The organism is Klebsiella sp. F11 (genome assembly GCF_056712265.1).
This window is the reverse complement of sequence record NZ_CM160060.1, coordinates 4,731,783-4,746,529: the sequence shown is the minus strand read 5'-3', so window position 1 is coordinate 4,746,529 and position 14,747 is coordinate 4,731,783. Positions and strand designations below refer to the sequence as shown.

Here is a 14,747-nt window from a genome sequence, read left to right as displayed (position 1 = left end):
ACGATGCAACAGCCGCGGATCTGGTTGGTGGAGGATGAGCAGAGTATCGCCGACGCGCTGGTCTACATGCTCCAGCAGGAAGGCTTTGTGGTGAGCGTTTTTGAGCGCGGTCTGCCCGCGCTCGACGCCGCCCGCCAGCAGATGCCGGACCTGGCCATTCTGGACGTGGGCCTGCCCGACATCAGCGGTTTTGAGCTGTGTCGTCAGCTGCTGGGCCGCTATCCGACGCTGCCGGTTCTGTTCCTCACCGCCCGTAGCGAAGAGGTGGATAAGCTGCTGGGTCTTGAAATAGGCGCCGACGACTACATCGCGAAGCCCTTTTCGCCGCGCGAGGTTTGCGCCAGAGTGCGCACCGTTCTGCGGCGGGTGCAAAAGTTTGCGGCCCCTTCCGCGGTGCTGCGGGTCGGCGAATTTTTGCTCGACGAGGCCGCGGCGCGGGTCACATGGTGCGGCCAGCCGCTATCCCTGACGCGCTATGAATTCCTGCTGCTAAAAACGCTCCTGCACTCGCCCGGGCGGGTCTTTTCCCGCCAGCAGCTGATGGATAGGGTGTGGGGAGATGCGCATGAAAGCTTCGACCGCACCGTCGATACCCATATCAAAACCCTGCGCGCCAAGCTGCGCGAGGTAAACCCCCATCTCTCACCGGTTAATACACATCGCGGCATGGGATATAGCCTGGGAGGCGCCTGATGCGCATCGGCATGCGGCTGCTGCTGGGCTATTTTCTGATTGTCGCGATTGCGGCATGGTTCGTGCTGTTCATTTTCGTCCAGGAGATCAAGCCCGGAGTGCGCCGGGCGACGGAAGGTACGCTGATTGATACCGCCACGCTGCTGGCGGAGCTGGCGCGCCAGGATCTACTTTCCGCTCAGCCGCAGCAGGGGCGCCTGGCCCAGGCGTTTCAGGCGCTGCACCAGCGACCGATTGAGGCGAATATCGCGGGTATCAGCAAAACGCGCAACGAGTATCGCGTCTACCTGACGGATGCGAAGGGCAAGGTGGTTTTCGATTCCGCGGGAGAAGCGGTGGGGCAGGATTATTCTCGCTGGAATGACGTCTGGCTGACCCTGCGCGGTGAGTACGGCGCGCGCAGCACCCTGGCCGATCCCAACGACGCGGACAGTTCGGTGATGTACGTTGCCGCGCCGGTTACCGATGGCGGCCGAATTATCGGGGTGCTTAGCGTCAGTAAACCCAACCAGGCGATGGCGCCGGTGATTCAGCGCAGCGAGCGGAGAATACTCTGGGCCGGCGGGGCGCTGCTGGGGATCGCGCTGCTGATCGGCTCGCTGATGGTCTGGTGGATTAATTTCTCGATCGGCAAGCTGGTGCGCTACGCCGATTCGGTCGCCGCCGACCGTCCGCTTCCGCTGCCCGACGTCGGCAGTAGCGAGCTGCGCAAGCTGGCGCTGGCGCTGGAAAGCATGCGCGTCAAGCTGGAAGGGAAAAACACGATTGAAAACTACGTTCACGCCTTGACGCATGAGCTGAAAAGCCCGCTGGCGGCCATTCGAGGCGCCGCGGAGATCCTGCGCGAAGGGCCGCCGCCGGAGGTCGCCGCGCGTTTCACCGACAATATTCTTACGCAGAATGCGCGCATGCAGTCGCTGGTAGAAAAGCTGCTGCGCCAGGCGAGGCTGGAGAACCGGCTGGAGATCGCCCTCCAGCCGCTGGCGATTGATAGCCTTTTCCGTCAGCTAGCCGAGGAGCGCGAGGCGGTGCTGGCGGTGAGGCAAATCAGATTGCGCTGGCAGGAGAGCGGCGTGACGGCTGAGGGCGACGGCGAGCTGCTGGCGCAGGCTCTGGGCAATCTGTTGGATAATGCTATAGATTTTACCCCCGCGGCAGGGGAGATCGTCATGAGCGCGGAGCAGCAGGAAGCGGGCGTGGCGCTGACCATCAGCGATAGCGGCAGCGGCATCCCGGATTATGCGCTCGGACGCGTTTTTGAACGTTTCTATTCGCTCCCGCGCGATAACGGCCATAAAAGCAGCGGCCTGGGGCTGGCTTTCGTCCGCGAGGTGGCGCGGCTGCATCAGGGGGATATTCAGCTGAGCAATCGCCCGGAAGGCGGCGTCCGCGCGGTGCTGATACTTCACCGTCCCTTCACATAGCTTCAAACTTTCCCCACATAGCCCGGCTAAGGTGAGCGCTTCACCGAGGAGGACGCTATGTTGAAATCACCGCTATTCTGGAAAATGGGCACCCTGCTGGGGTGCATTATGTTGTTATCTATCCCCCTGATGATGGTCCGGCAGCTAATCGTCGAGCGGGCGGACTATCGTAGCGACGTTGTGGATGCGCTGGAGAGCAGCACCAGCGGTGCGCAAAAGCTGACCGAGCCGCTAATCGCCATCCCCGTCACCGAGACGTTGACCCGTCTTGAGGATAAAAAAGAGGTCGAGTATCAGCAGACATGGGTGCACTACTGGCTACCGGAATCGCTGGCGATAAGCGGAAAGCAGAACGTGGAGTCCCGGCAGATAGGCATTTATGAGGGGCAAATCTGGCACAATACGCTCGGGATCAGGGCGCAGTTTGATACCTCCCGGCTGGCTGAACTCAAAAAAGATAATATTACGCTGGGTAGACCCTTTGTGGTGGTCGGCGTTAGCGATGCGCGCGGAATTGGCGCTATTGAAGCGCCGGAGATAGACGGCGAGACGCTGCCCGTGGAGCCCGGGCTGGGCCTTAGCGGCAGCGGAGAGGGGATTCATATGCCGCTGCCGCCGCTGTCGGCGCAGCAGAAAACGCTGGACCTTGCGTTCACCCTCAACCTGAACGGAACGGGAAGCTTTTCGGTGGTGCCCGTTGGGCGCAATAGCGAGTTGCAGCTGGCAAGCAACTGGGCGCATCCCGGTTTTCTTGGCGATTTTCTTCCCGTTAGCCGCGAGGTCAGCGCTTCGGGCTATAGCGCCCGCTGGCAAAGCAGCTGGTTTGCTAACAATATGGCGAAGTTCTTTGTTGACGATCGTGAGGTTGAGTGGAGTCAACTGCCGGCTTTCAGCGTAAACGTCACCACGCCCGCCGATCAATATCAGTTGACCGATAGGGCGACTAAATATGCCATTCTTTTGATTGCGCTGACTTTTATGGCTTTCTTTGTTTTCGAAAGCCTAACGATGTACCGCCTGCATCCTCTGCAGTATCTGCTGGTTGGCCTGTCGCTGGTGATGTTCTACCTGGTATTGCTGGCGCTCTCGGAACATATTGGCTTTACGCCATCATGGATTGCCGCCAGCGCGATCGGGGCGCTGATCAACGCCGTGTATCTGCACGCCGTGCTGAAAGGCTGGCGCAACAGCCTGCTCTTCGTCTGCGCGCTATTATTGCTGGATAGCGTTATGTGGATGCTGCTGCGTTCGGAAGATAGCGCGCTGCTGCTCGGGACCGGCGTACTGCTGCTGGCGTTAAGCGCGCTGATGCTGCTGACCCGCCACGTTGACTGGTATGCGCTATCGTCTCAGAAGCCAAAAAAAGCGGAGCAGCCTGACGGCGGGGGTGACGATACGTTCAGAATCTGGAAATAAAAAAACGGCGCCCTGGGCGCCGTTTTACGTTGTTGCTGCGGGAAAAGTTAATTATTCCTGCAGATCGCCACAGAAGCGGTAACCTTCACCGTGAATGGTAGCGATGATTTCCGGCGTATCCGGAGTAGATTCAAAGTGCTTACGAATGCGACGGATGGTCACGTCTACGGTACGGTCGTGCGGCTTAAGCTCACGGCCGGTCATTTTCTTCAGCAGTTCAGCGCGTGACTGGATTTTGCCCGGGTTTTCGCAGAAGTGCAGCATTGCGCGGAATTCACTGCGCGGCAGCTTGTACTGCTCACCGTTCGGGCTGACCAGAGAACGGCTATTGATATCCAGTTCCCAGCCGTTGAACCTGTAGCTTTCTACGCTGCGGCGTTCTTCGCTTACGGTACCCAGATTCATGGTACGGGAGAGCAGGTTGCGCGCGCGGATAGTCAGTTCACGGGGGTTGAATGGCTTGGTGATATAGTCATCTGCGCCAATTTCAAGGCCCAAAATCTTATCAACTTCATTATCGCGGCCGGTAAGGAACATCAGCGCGACGTCCGCCTGTTCGCGCAGTTCACGCGCCAGCAGGAGACCATTTTTACCCGGCAGGTTAATATCCATGATTACCAGGTTGATATCATTTTCAGACAGGATCTGATGCATTTCCGCGCCATCGGTCGCTTCGAACACATCATAACCTTCTGCTTCGAAAATACTTTTTAACGTGTTGCGTGTTACCAACTCGTCTTCAACGATAAGAATGTGCGGGGTCTGCATGTTTGCTACCTAAATTGCCAACTAAATCGAAACAGGAAGTACCAAAGTCCCTGACCTGCCTGGTACATGTCGCAAATTAACATGTCCGGCGTAACATGACTAAAGTACGTAATTGCGTTCTTGATGCACTTTCCATCAACGTCAACAACATTATTAGCTTGGTCGTGGGTACTTTCCCTCTGGACCCGACGGTGTCAAAAACGGCTGTCATCCTAACCATTTTAACAGCAATATAACAGGCTAAGAGAGGCTGAACACCCAATAAAACTACGCTTCGTTGACATATATCAAGTTCAATTGTAGCACGTTAACAGTCTTGTGAAATCATCGTATTAAAATGCTATTTATAGTCACAAACATTACACAGCTCAAATGGTTGCGTGGAGAAACTGATAAATATGCTGAATCCAACGCCTGAAACGGTATCCGGTGGGAAATTTCATTGGCAAACATATGGATAAAAGCGTTCTATTAACATACCTCGTGTCGCGGCTGGTTGGAAATAGTTTAGTTTTTTTTAAGGGTGATCGAACGCAATTTTAGTGATACTTGTTGCAAATTTGTAAATTTTCGCTGCGTAAAATGAGGGATAACTTTCATTTTCGCCCCCTGAGAGAGTAGAAGAGAAGCACAATGCGCGTATCTATTGTATTGGTATCCCCGGCTCGGGCAGAGAACGTTGGCGCGGCCGCGCGAGCGATGAAAACGATGGGTTTTAGCGATATGCGGATCGTTGAAAGCGATACCCATTTGCAGCCTGCGGCGCGCTGGGTCGCCCATGGTTCCGGAGATATTCTCGATAATATAAGCACTTATTCAACCCTGGAGCAGGCGCTGCACGATGTTGATTTTACGGTCGCCACCACGGCCCGTAGCCGGGCGCGTTTCCATTACTACGCCACCCCGCAGCAGCTCCTGCCGCTGATGGAGGAGAAGGCGCAGTGGATGAACCACGCGGCGCTGGTGTTTGGCCGGGAAGATTCCGGCCTGACCAACGACGAGCTGGCCCTTGCCGACGTGTTGACCGGCGTGCCGATGGTTGCCGACTACCCGTCGCTCAACCTCGGCCAGTCGGTGATGGTCTACTGCTATCAGCTAACCTCCCTGGTTCAGCAGGCGTCCGCCGTTTGCGCGAGCGTCGATGAAAACCAGCTGCAGGCGCTGCGTTTGCGAACCCTCGATCTATTGACCCGCCTCGGCGTTGCGGAAGACGTAAAGCTCACCGATTGGCTACAGCAGCGGATCGGGCTTTTGCAGCAGCGCGATACGGCAATGCTCCATCGCCTGCTGCACGATATTGAAAAAAACCTTCCAGATTAAAGTTCTGTCATAAGTTTTGGGTATAGTCTTTTCTGCTGATTGAAGTCGCGCGACTGTGCGAACAGGGATGAATGAGGGGGGCATTTTGGCGCATTGCCCAGGTGCGTGAAAACCGGCGAAAAGCAGAAATTCATTGACTTAAGCCGGCAGATACTTTAACCAATATAGGCACAGGACACAGACAGATAAAAATTACAGAGTACACACATCCATGAAACGCATCGGCATGATTACAACGATTATCACCACCACTATTACCACAGGTAACGGTGCGGGCTGACGCGTACAGGAAACACAGAAAAAAGCCCGCACCTGAACAGTGCGGGCTTTTTTTTCGACAAAAAATCTAGGGGTAACAACCATGCGCGTGTTGAAGTTCGGCGGTACATCAGTGGCAAATGCGGAACGTTTTCTGCGTGTTGCCGATATTCTGGAGAGCGATGCCAGGCAGGGGCAGGTAGCGACCGTCCTGTCTGCCCCGGCTAAAATTACCAACCATCTGGTCGCGATGATTGAAAAAACCATCGGCGGTCAGGACGCGCTCACCAATATCGCTGACGCTGAACGCATTTTTGCCGAACTGCTGCAGGGACTCGCCGATGCTCAGCCGGGCTTTGCGCTGGCGCAGCTGAAAACCTTCGTCGAGCAGGAGTTCTCCCAGATAAAGCACGTGCTGCACGGCATCAGCCTGCTTGGCCAGTGCCCGGATAGCGTTAACGCGGCGCTGATTTGCCGCGGTGAAAAGCTCTCCATCGCGATTATGGCCGGCCTTCTCGAAGCGCGCGGCCATAAGGTCAGCGTGATCAATCCCGTCGAAAAACTGCTGGCCGTAGGTCACTATCTCGAATCCACCGTCGATATCGCCGAATCTACCCGCCGCATCACCGCCAGCCAGATCCCGTCAGACCATATGGTGCTGATGGCCGGTTTTACCGCCGGCAATGAAAAGGGCGAGCTGGTGGTTCTCGGCCGTAACGGCTCCGACTATTCTGCCGCCGTACTCGCCGCCTGCCTGCGCGCCGACTGCTGTGAAATCTGGACCGACGTCGACGGCGTTTACACCTGCGATCCGCGTCAGGTACCGGATGCCCGCCTGCTGAAGTCGATGTCCTATCAGGAAGCGATGGAGCTCTCCTATTTCGGCGCGAAGGTTCTGCACCCGCGCACCATTGCCCCTATCGCCCAGTTCCAAATCCCCTGCCTGATTAAAAATACCGGTAATCCGCAGGCGCCAGGTACGCTTATCGGCGCCAGCCTTGATGACGACGGCCTGCCGGTGAAGGGGATCTCTAACCTCAATAATATGGCGATGTTCAACGTCTCCGGCCCGGGCATGAAGGGCATGGTCGGCATGGCCGCCCGCGTCTTCGCCACCATGTCCCGCGCCGGCATTTCGGTGGTCCTGATCACCCAGTCCTCTTCCGAGTACAGCATCAGCTTCTGCGTGCCGCAAAGCGACTGCGCCCGGGCAAAACGGGTGATGGAGGAGGAGTTTTATCTGGAACTGAAAGAGGGGCAGCTGGAGCCGCTGTCGATCATGGATCGCCTGGCGATCATCTCCGTTGTCGGCGACGGTATGCGCACCCTGCGCGGTATTTCAGCCAAGTTCTTCGCCGCGCTGGCCCGCGCCAATATCAATATCGTGGCGATTGCCCAGGGCTCTTCCGAACGCTCCATCTCCGTCGTCGTTAGCAATGACGATGCCACCACCGGGGTCCGCGTTACCCACCAGATGCTGTTCAACACCGACCAGGTCATCGAGGTGTTTGTCATCGGCGTTGGCGGCGTTGGCGGCGCGCTGATTGAACAAATCAAGCGTCAGCAGGGCTGGCTGAAGAACAAGCATATCGACCTGCGAGTGTGCGGCGTCGCCAACTCCCGGGCTCTGCTGACCAACGTCCACGGCCTGAATCTGGAAAACTGGCGCGCTGAGCTGGCCGAAGCGAAAGAGTCGCTTAACCTCGGCCGCCTGATTCGCCTGGTGAAAGAGTATCACCTGCTGAATCCGGTGATCGTTGACTGTACTTCGAGCCAGGCGGTCGCCGATCAGTACGCTGATTTCCTGCGCGAAGGTTTCCACGTGGTGACGCCGAATAAAAAGGCCAACACCTCATCGCTGGACTACTATCATCAGCTGCGTCACGCGGCGAGCAGCTCAAGGCGTAAATTCCTCTACGACACCAACGTCGGCGCCGGCCTGCCGGTTATTGAGAACCTGCAAAACCTGCTCAACGCCGGCGACGAACTGCTGCACTTCTCCGGTATCCTCTCCGGCTCGCTGTCGTTTATCTTCGGTAAGCTGGACGAGGGAATGACGCTCTCCGCGGCGACGACGCTGGCGCGGGATATGGGCTATACCGAACCGGATCCGCGCGACGATCTCTCCGGCGTCGACGTTGCCCGCAAGCTGCTGATCCTGGCCCGTGAAACGGGACGCGAGCTCGAGCTGTCGGATATTATCGTTGAGTCGGCCCTGCCTGAAGCGTTTGATGCCAGCGGCGACGTCGACAGCTTTATGGCGCGCCTGCCAACGCTGGATAACGAATTTGCTTCCCGGGTGGCGAAGGCGCGCGATGAAGGTAAAGTCTTGCGTTACGTCGGTAATATCGAAGAGGATGGAACCTGCCGCGTGAAAATCGCCGCGGTGGACGGGAACTATCCGCTGTTTAAAGTCAAAAACGGTGAGAACGCGCTGGCCTTTTACAGCCACTATTATCAGCCGCTGCCGCTGGTGCTGCGCGGCTATGGCGCGGGTAACGATGTGACGGCGGCCGGCGTATTCGCCGACCTGCTGCGTACCCTGTCATGGAAGTTAGGAGTTTAAGATGGTCAAAGTATATGCCCCGGCTTCCAGTGCCAATATGAGCGTCGGGTTTGATGTGCTGGGCGCGGCGGTCACGCCGGTTGACGGTACGCTGCTGGGGGACAACGTCTCGGTTGAGGCGGCCGCCAGCTTCAGCCTGCAAAACGTCGGCCATTTTGCCAGTAAACTGCCGGCGGTGGCGCAGGAGAATATCGTTTATCAGTGCTGGGAGCGTTTCTGCGAAGAAATTGGCCGGAAGGTTCCGGTGGCGATGGTGCTGGAAAAAAATATGCCGATTGGCTCCGGCCTCGGCTCCAGCGCCTGTTCGGTGGTGGCGGCGCTGGTGGCGATGAATGAATTTTGCGGCAAGCCGCTGAACGAAACGCGGATGCTGGCGCTGATGGGCGAGATGGAAGGGCGCATCTCCGGCAGCATTCATTACGATAACGTCGCGCCGTGCTATCTGGGCGGCATGCAGCTGATGATTGAAGAAAACGACATTATCAGCCAGCAGGTGCCCGGTTTTGACGAGTGGCTGTGGGTACTGGCCTACCCCGGTATTAAAGTCTCGACGGCGGAAGCGCGCGCCATTCTGCCGGCCCAGTATCGCCGGCAGGATTGTATTGCGCACGGCCGTCATCTGGCGGGCTTTATTCACGCCTGCTATACCCGCCAGCCGCAGCTGGCAGCGAAACTGATGAAAGATGTGATTGCCGAACCCTATCGTACAAAGCTGCTGCCGGGCTTCAGCGAAGCACGGCAGGCGACGCTGGAGATTGGCGCGCAGGCCTGCGGAATTTCCGGCTCTGGTCCGACGCTGTTTGCGTTGTGCGATAAGCCGGAAACCGCGCAGCGCGTCGCCGACTGGCTGGGTACGCATTATCTGCAGAATCACGAAGGTTTTGTTCATATTTGCCGGCTGGACACGGCGGGCGCACGAGTAGTGGGATAACCAATGAAACTCTATAACTTAAAAGATCATAACGAACAGGTCAGCTTTGCGCAGGCCGTCACGCAGGGGCTTGGCAAGCATCAGGGGCTGTTCTTTCCGCACGATCTGCCGGAATTTAGCCTGACCGAAATCGATGAGATGCTGGCGCTGGATTTTGTCACCCGCAGCGCGAAGATCCTGTCGGCATTTATTGCCGAAGAGATCCCGCAGGCGGTCCTGCAGGAGCGTATCGGCGCGGCCTTCACCTTCCCGGCGCCGGTCAGCAAGGTGCAGGATGACGTCGGCTGCCTTGAGCTGTTCCACGGCCCGACGCTGGCGTTTAAAGACTTCGGCGGCCGTTTCATGGCCCAGATGCTGACCCATATCGCAGGCGACAAACCGGTCACTATCCTGACGGCGACGTCCGGCGATACCGGCGCGGCGGTAGCCCATGCGTTCTACGGTCTGCCAAACGTGAAGGTGGTGATTCTCTACCCGCGCGGCAAGATTAGCCCGCTGCAGGAGAAGCTGTTCTGCACCCTGGGCGGCAACATTGAAACCGTGGCTATCGACGGCGACTTCGACGCCTGCCAGGCGCTGGTGAAGCAGGCCTTCGACGACGAAGAGCTGAAAGCGGCGCTGGGCCTGAACTCCGCCAACTCGATTAACATCAGCCGCCTGCTGGCGCAGATTTGCTACTACTTCGAAGCGGTCGCGCAGCTGCCGCAGGAAGCGCGCAACCAGCTGGTGATTTCGGTCCCCAGCGGCAACTTTGGCGACCTGACCGCCGGCCTGCTGGCGAAGTCTTTGGGCCTGCCGGTGAAGCGCTTTATCGCCGCCACCAACGCCAACGACACCGTTCCTCGTTTCCTGCAGGACGGCAGCTGGGCGCCGAAAGCGACTCAGGCGACGCTGTCCAACGCGATGGACGTCAGCCAGCCTAACAACTGGCCGCGCGTCGAAGAGCTGTTCCGCCGCAAAACCTGGCGCCTGAACGAGTTGGGTTACGCGACCGTGGACGATGAGACGACCAAAGAGGCGATGCGCGAGCTGAAAGCCATCGGCTACACCTCGGAGCCGCATGCGGCCATCGCCTGGCGCGCGCTGCGCGACCAGCTGCAGCCGGGCGAATATGGCCTGTTCCTCGGTACCGCGCATCCGGCGAAGTTTAAGGAGAGCGTTGAAGAGATCCTCCAGGAGACGCTGCCGCTGCCGAAAGAGCTGGCCGATCGCGCCGACCTGCCGCTGCTGTCGCATAACCTGCCTGCGGACTATGCGGCGCTGCGCGAGCTGATGATGGCGAAAGCGTAACGACCGCGACCGACGCTTTTTACTACGTAAACCGGGCCAGGGCGTCCGGTTTTTTTACGGCCAAAAAAGGAGAAATTATGCATGAATTATCAATAAATGCCGGGGCCTGAAGAATAGGATTGCGGAGAATAACAAGCGCCGCTAGGCAGGGTTAACCTTTGGCTATCGACCCGTTGCGGGCACTGTTAACAAAGGGGAAACCTATGTCAAAGCTGAAATCTGTGATCCTTGCGCTTTCGATGCTGCTGGTGGCTCCTGCGGCCGTTCACGCCGCTGAAATTACGCTGGTTCCGGCGGTAAAACTGCAGATTGGCGATCGCGATAACTCCGGCAACTATTGGGACGGCGGCCGCTGGCGCGATCGCGAGTGGTGGGGACATCATTACGACTGGCGCGACAACCGCTGGCATCCGCATGATGAGCATCGTTATCACCCGCGCGAACGCTATCATAACGATCGCGGTCCGGATCGCGACTGGCACCACCGCTAGGAGATGCTCCCGGCCGGCAGGCTGTCGGCCGGGAAGCCTGTTAGCGTTCGTGGCGCTTAAAGACCATCTCGCCTTTATCGGAATCGGAAGCATCGGCGTCGAAGAAGTACCCCTCGCTGTCGAAATGCGCGAGCTGCTCCGGCCGGGTTAAGCGGTTCTCAATGATATAGCGGCTCATTAAGCCGCGCGCTTTTTTGGCGTAGAAGCTGATCACCTTGAACTGGCCGTTTTTCTCATCGAGGAACACCGGCTTGATAATCTGGCCCTGCAGCCGCTTCGTCTTGACCGAGCGGAAGTATTCGTCGGAGGCGAGGTTAATCACCACGTCGTCGCCCTGCGCCTTCAGCGCCTGATTCAGCGTATCGGTAATCGTCTCATCCCAGAACTGGTAGAGATCCTTGCCTCTGGCGTTTTCCAGCTTAATGCCCATCTCCAGGCGATAGGGCTGCATCAGATCCAGCGGGCGCAGCACGCCGTACAGGCCGGAGAGCATGCGCAGATGCTGCTGGGCGAAATCGAAATCCGCCTCGTCGAAGGTTTCCGCCTGCAGCCCGGTATAGACGTCGCCTTTAAAGGCCAGAATGGCCTGGCGGGCGTTTTGCGGCGTGAAGTCAGGATGCCAGTCGTGAAAACGGGTGGCGTTGAGATCCGCCAGCTTATCGCTAATGCCCATCAGCTTGCCTATCTGCGGCGCCGAAAGCTGGCGCGCCACGCCGATAAGCTGTTGAGAGTACTCCAGCAGCTCGGGCTGGGTGTAGCGCGTCGTCGCCAGCGGGCTTTGATAATCGAGCGTTTTAGCAGGTGAAATCAGAATCAGCATATCCAGTCCTTGCGGGAGATTTTCCGCGATTTTAGCAAAAAAAGAGCGCGGAGGGAGCGATAGCTGCGATTGCTGCGCTATTCGCGCGACGGTCCGTCCCAGGTTCCCGGCGCCAGCTGCTGGCTAATTTCCGGGTAGCGCGTGGCGTCGAACGCGGGCTGTACGCCCAGCCGTCGCTGGTGGAGGTAGTCGCTGGCCAGCAGCCGCACCGTGGGCGACAGCAGGAGGATGGCCGTCAGGTTGGTGATAGCCATTAGCGCCATAATAATATCCGCCAGCCGCCAGACGACGGGAAGGCTCATCATCGTTCCCGTTAAGACCATCAGGATAGTGGTAATCCGCAGCGCCCAAATGCAGCGAGGGCTATTAAGACGCAGAAAAATCAGGTTATTTTCGGCATAAATATAGTTTACTACGATGGCGCTAAAGGCAAACAGCAGCACGATGACGGCGACGAAGCCGGCGCCCCAGCCGCCGACGAGTCCGCTCATCGCATGCTGAATGGCCTGGATACCGTTAACGCCATCCTCGCCGCCTGCGCGCGGCGCCAGCATGATAATCACCGCGCTGGCGGTGCAGATAATAACGGTATCGATAAACACGCCAATCATCTGGACTATCCCCTGGGCCGCCGGATGCGGGGGCCAGGAGGCGGCGGCCGCGGCGGCGTTAGGCGTTGAACCCATCCCCGCCTCGTTAGAGAACATCCCGCGCTGAAAGCCGCTGGTTAACGCCTGACTGATGGTATAGCCCACCGCCCCGGCGGCGGCCTCCTGCCAGCCGAACGCGCAGCGGAAAATGGTGTTAAAAATGGCCGGCAGGGCGGTGATGTGCCACAGGCCGATTAGCAGGCTGGCGGCGACCCACAGGATTGCCATCAGCGGGACGAGCCATTGCAGGATTTTTGCCACGTTGCGTAAGCCGCGAACGATAACCAGCAGGGTGAGCAGCGCCAGCGCGCCGCCGGTGATAATGCCGGGCAGATCGAAGGCGTAGGCCATCGCATGCGCCACCGAGTTGGCCTGAACGGTGTTGAAAATAATGCCGTAGGCGAGCAGCAGCAGGATTGAGAACAGCACGCCCATCCAGCGCATCCCCAGGCCCCGGGCCATATACCACGCGGGACCGCCGCGAAATTGCCCCTGCGCATCGCGCTCTTTGTAGAGCTGCGCAAGAGAGCATTCGGCGAAGCTGCTGGCCATTCCGAGCAGGGCGGAGACCCACATCCAGAAGATGGCGCCCGGCCCGCCGGCGGCGATAGCCAGCGCCACGCCGGCCAGGTTACCGCTACCGACGCGGGCGGCCAGGCTGGTGCACAGGGCCTGAAAAGAGGTTAGGCCGTCGGGCTGGGGCAGAAGGCTTTTGCGCAAACTTTTCCCAAACTGGCTAACATAACGGAACTGAATGCATTTCGTCCGCCAGGTAAACCATACGCCGGCGCCCAGTAACAGATAAATCATTACCGAACCCCAGAGTATTTCATTGATAAATGAGAAAAAGTCAGGCATCAGGCATCCTCTTGTCCATGTTGGTCGGCGCATGTAAGCGCTACCATTTTAGTGACAATCCTTTAACATTCAGAGAATTAATTCATCCAGTTTATCACACTCTGCGCTCTTGCATGGTCCGCAGTTGCGCTGACCCGGCAGCGTGTTATCATCTTGGCAGACCGGTTACATCCCCTTAACTGCTGTTTAAGAGAACACTATCATGACGGATAAATTGACTTCTCTGCGTCAGTACACCACTGTCGTAGCTGATACCGGAGATATTGCGGCAATGAAGCTGTATCAGCCTCAGGATGCCACGACTAACCCTTCCCTGATTCTTGGCGCGGCTCAGATCCCTGAGTACCGTAAGCTGATTGATGACGCTATCGTCTGGGCCCGCGCCCAGAGCAGCGATCGCGCTCAGCAGGTTATCGACGCTTCCGATAAGCTGGCGGTGAATATTGGTCTCGAAATCCTTAAGCTGATTCCAGGCCGTATTTCTACCGAAGTTGACGCTCGTCTCTCCTATGACACCACGGCATCCATCGCTAAAGCTAAACGCATCATCAAGCTCTACAACGATGCGGGCATTGGCAACGATCGCATTCTGATCAAACTGGCCTCTACCTGGCAGGGCATCTGCGCCGCCGAGCAGCTGGAAAAAGAAGGCATCAACTGTAACCTGACCCTGCTGTTCTCCTTCGCTCAGGCTCGCGCTTGTGCGGAAGCGGGCGTATTCCTGATCTCTCCGTTCGTAGGCCGTATCCTCGACTGGTACAAAGCGAACACCGATAAAAAAGAGTATGCGCCGGCGGAAGATCCGGGCGTGGTTTCCGTTAGCGAAATCTACGAGTACTACAAGCAGCACGGTTATGAAACCGTGGTGATGGGCGCAAGCTTCCGTAACGTCGGCGAAATCCTCGAGCTGGCCGGCTGCGACCGGCTGACCATTGCTCCGACGCTGCTGAAAGAGCTGGCGGAAAGCGAAGGCGCTATCGAACGTAAGCTGGCCTTCAGCGGCGAAGTGAAAGCCCGTCCGGAACGCATCACCGAATCTCAGTTCCTGTGGCAGCACAACCAGGATCCAATGGCGGTAGACAAACTGGCGGAAGGTATCCGTAAGTTTGCTATCGACCAGGAAAAACTGGAAAAAATGATCGGCGACCTGCTGTAATCATTGCGCGTGGCCGGGCTCCCGGTCACGCTACTTCTTTTACGCCCTGTCTGTATTTCCCTCAAGCGTGTATCATTCCGTCTAACTGCACTATTTGAACGGAATA

The 14,747-nt window shown here is 57.8% G+C and carries 14 protein-coding genes and 1 other annotated feature; of the genes, 11 read left to right on the top strand and 3 right to left on the bottom strand.

The window, feature by feature from the left end; translation table 11 throughout:
• Positions 1-3 precede the first annotated feature (3 nt).
• From creB to creD, 3 genes are read left to right on the top strand one after another with little or no spacing between them, the layout of a single operon-like run.
• The gene (gene creB, locus AC1M2H_RS23305) at positions 4-693 is read left to right on the top strand and encodes a two-component system response regulator CreB (protein ID WP_480149242.1); all 690 of its coding nucleotides are present in this window, start codon (positions 4-6) and stop codon (positions 691-693) included.
• Entirely contained in the window at positions 693-2,117 is a 1,425-nt protein-coding gene (creC, locus tag AC1M2H_RS23300) for a two-component system sensor histidine kinase CreC (protein ID WP_480149241.1), read from the top strand. Before creB ends, creC begins: the two co-directional genes overlap by 1 nt.
• A 57-nt stretch (positions 2,118-2,174) precedes the next feature.
• Entirely contained in the window at positions 2,175-3,533 is a 1,359-nt protein-coding gene (creD, locus tag AC1M2H_RS23295; protein ID WP_480149240.1) for a cell envelope integrity protein CreD, read from the top strand.
• 51 nt (positions 3,534-3,584) lie between these two features.
• On the opposite strand, the gene arcA is transcribed toward creD, so the two are convergent.
• The gene (gene arcA / locus AC1M2H_RS23290) at positions 3,585-4,301 is read right to left on the bottom strand and encodes a two-component system response regulator ArcA (RefSeq protein ID WP_045860047.1); all 717 of its coding nucleotides are present in this window, start codon (positions 4,299-4,301) and stop codon (positions 3,585-3,587) included.
• Between the two features lie 95 nt (positions 4,302-4,396).
• On the opposite strand from arcA, the gene yjjY reads away from it, so the two are divergent.
• From yjjY to AC1M2H_RS23255, 7 genes are all read left to right on the top strand, one after another.
• Positions 4,397-4,537 (top strand): YjjY family protein, encoded by a 141-nt coding sequence (yjjY, locus tag AC1M2H_RS23285; protein WP_049268126.1) that lies wholly within the window; start codon positions 4,397-4,399, stop codon positions 4,535-4,537.
• Between the two features lie 397 nt (positions 4,538-4,934).
• Positions 4,935-5,621, top strand: coding sequence for a tRNA/rRNA methyltransferase (locus tag AC1M2H_RS23280; RefSeq protein WP_480149239.1), 687 nt, complete (start codon positions 4,935-4,937; stop codon positions 5,619-5,621).
• A 211-nt stretch (positions 5,622-5,832) separates the two neighbouring features.
• Positions 5,833-5,901, top strand: a complete 69-nt coding sequence (gene thrL, locus AC1M2H_RS23275) for a thr operon leader peptide (RefSeq protein ID WP_071845000.1) — start codon at positions 5,833-5,835, stop codon at positions 5,899-5,901.
• Positions 5,840-5,957, top strand: a sequence feature (Thr leader region). (Overlaps the previous gene by 62 nt.)
• A 25-nt stretch (positions 5,958-5,982) precedes the next feature.
• Positions 5,983-8,445, top strand: coding sequence for a bifunctional aspartate kinase/homoserine dehydrogenase I (gene thrA / locus AC1M2H_RS23270; protein ID WP_480149238.1), 2,463 nt, complete (start codon positions 5,983-5,985; stop codon positions 8,443-8,445).
• Between the two features lies 1 nt (position 8,446).
• The gene (gene thrB, locus AC1M2H_RS23265) at positions 8,447-9,376 is read left to right on the top strand and encodes a homoserine kinase (protein WP_283825032.1); all 930 of its coding nucleotides are present in this window, start codon (positions 8,447-8,449) and stop codon (positions 9,374-9,376) included.
• A gap of 3 nt (positions 9,377-9,379) precedes the next feature.
• Positions 9,380-10,666: a threonine synthase gene (thrC, locus tag AC1M2H_RS23260; protein WP_480149237.1), complete on the top strand. Its 1,287-nt coding sequence runs from the start codon at positions 9,380-9,382 to the stop codon at positions 10,664-10,666.
• Positions 10,667-10,869: 203 nt separating this feature from the next.
• The gene (locus AC1M2H_RS23255) at positions 10,870-11,157 is read left to right on the top strand and encodes a DUF2502 domain-containing protein (protein WP_480149236.1); all 288 of its coding nucleotides are present in this window, start codon (positions 10,870-10,872) and stop codon (positions 11,155-11,157) included.
• A 40-nt stretch (positions 11,158-11,197) separates the two neighbouring features.
• Here AC1M2H_RS23255 and yaaA read toward each other — a convergent pair whose 3' ends face one another.
• Positions 11,198-11,977, bottom strand: coding sequence for a peroxide stress protein YaaA (gene yaaA / locus AC1M2H_RS23250; protein ID WP_480149235.1), 780 nt, complete (start codon positions 11,975-11,977; stop codon positions 11,198-11,200).
• A gap of 77 nt (positions 11,978-12,054) precedes the next feature.
• Positions 12,055-13,485: an alanine/glycine:cation symporter family protein gene (locus AC1M2H_RS23245; RefSeq protein WP_480149234.1), complete on the bottom strand. Its 1,431-nt coding sequence runs from the start codon at positions 13,483-13,485 to the stop codon at positions 12,055-12,057.
• A 202-nt stretch (positions 13,486-13,687) separates the two neighbouring features.
• On the opposite strand from AC1M2H_RS23245, the gene tal reads away from it, so the two are divergent.
• A complete protein-coding gene (tal, locus tag AC1M2H_RS23240; protein WP_480149233.1) occupies positions 13,688-14,641 on the top strand; it encodes a transaldolase in 954 nt (317 codons plus the stop codon).
• Positions 14,642-14,747: the final 106 nt, after the last annotated feature.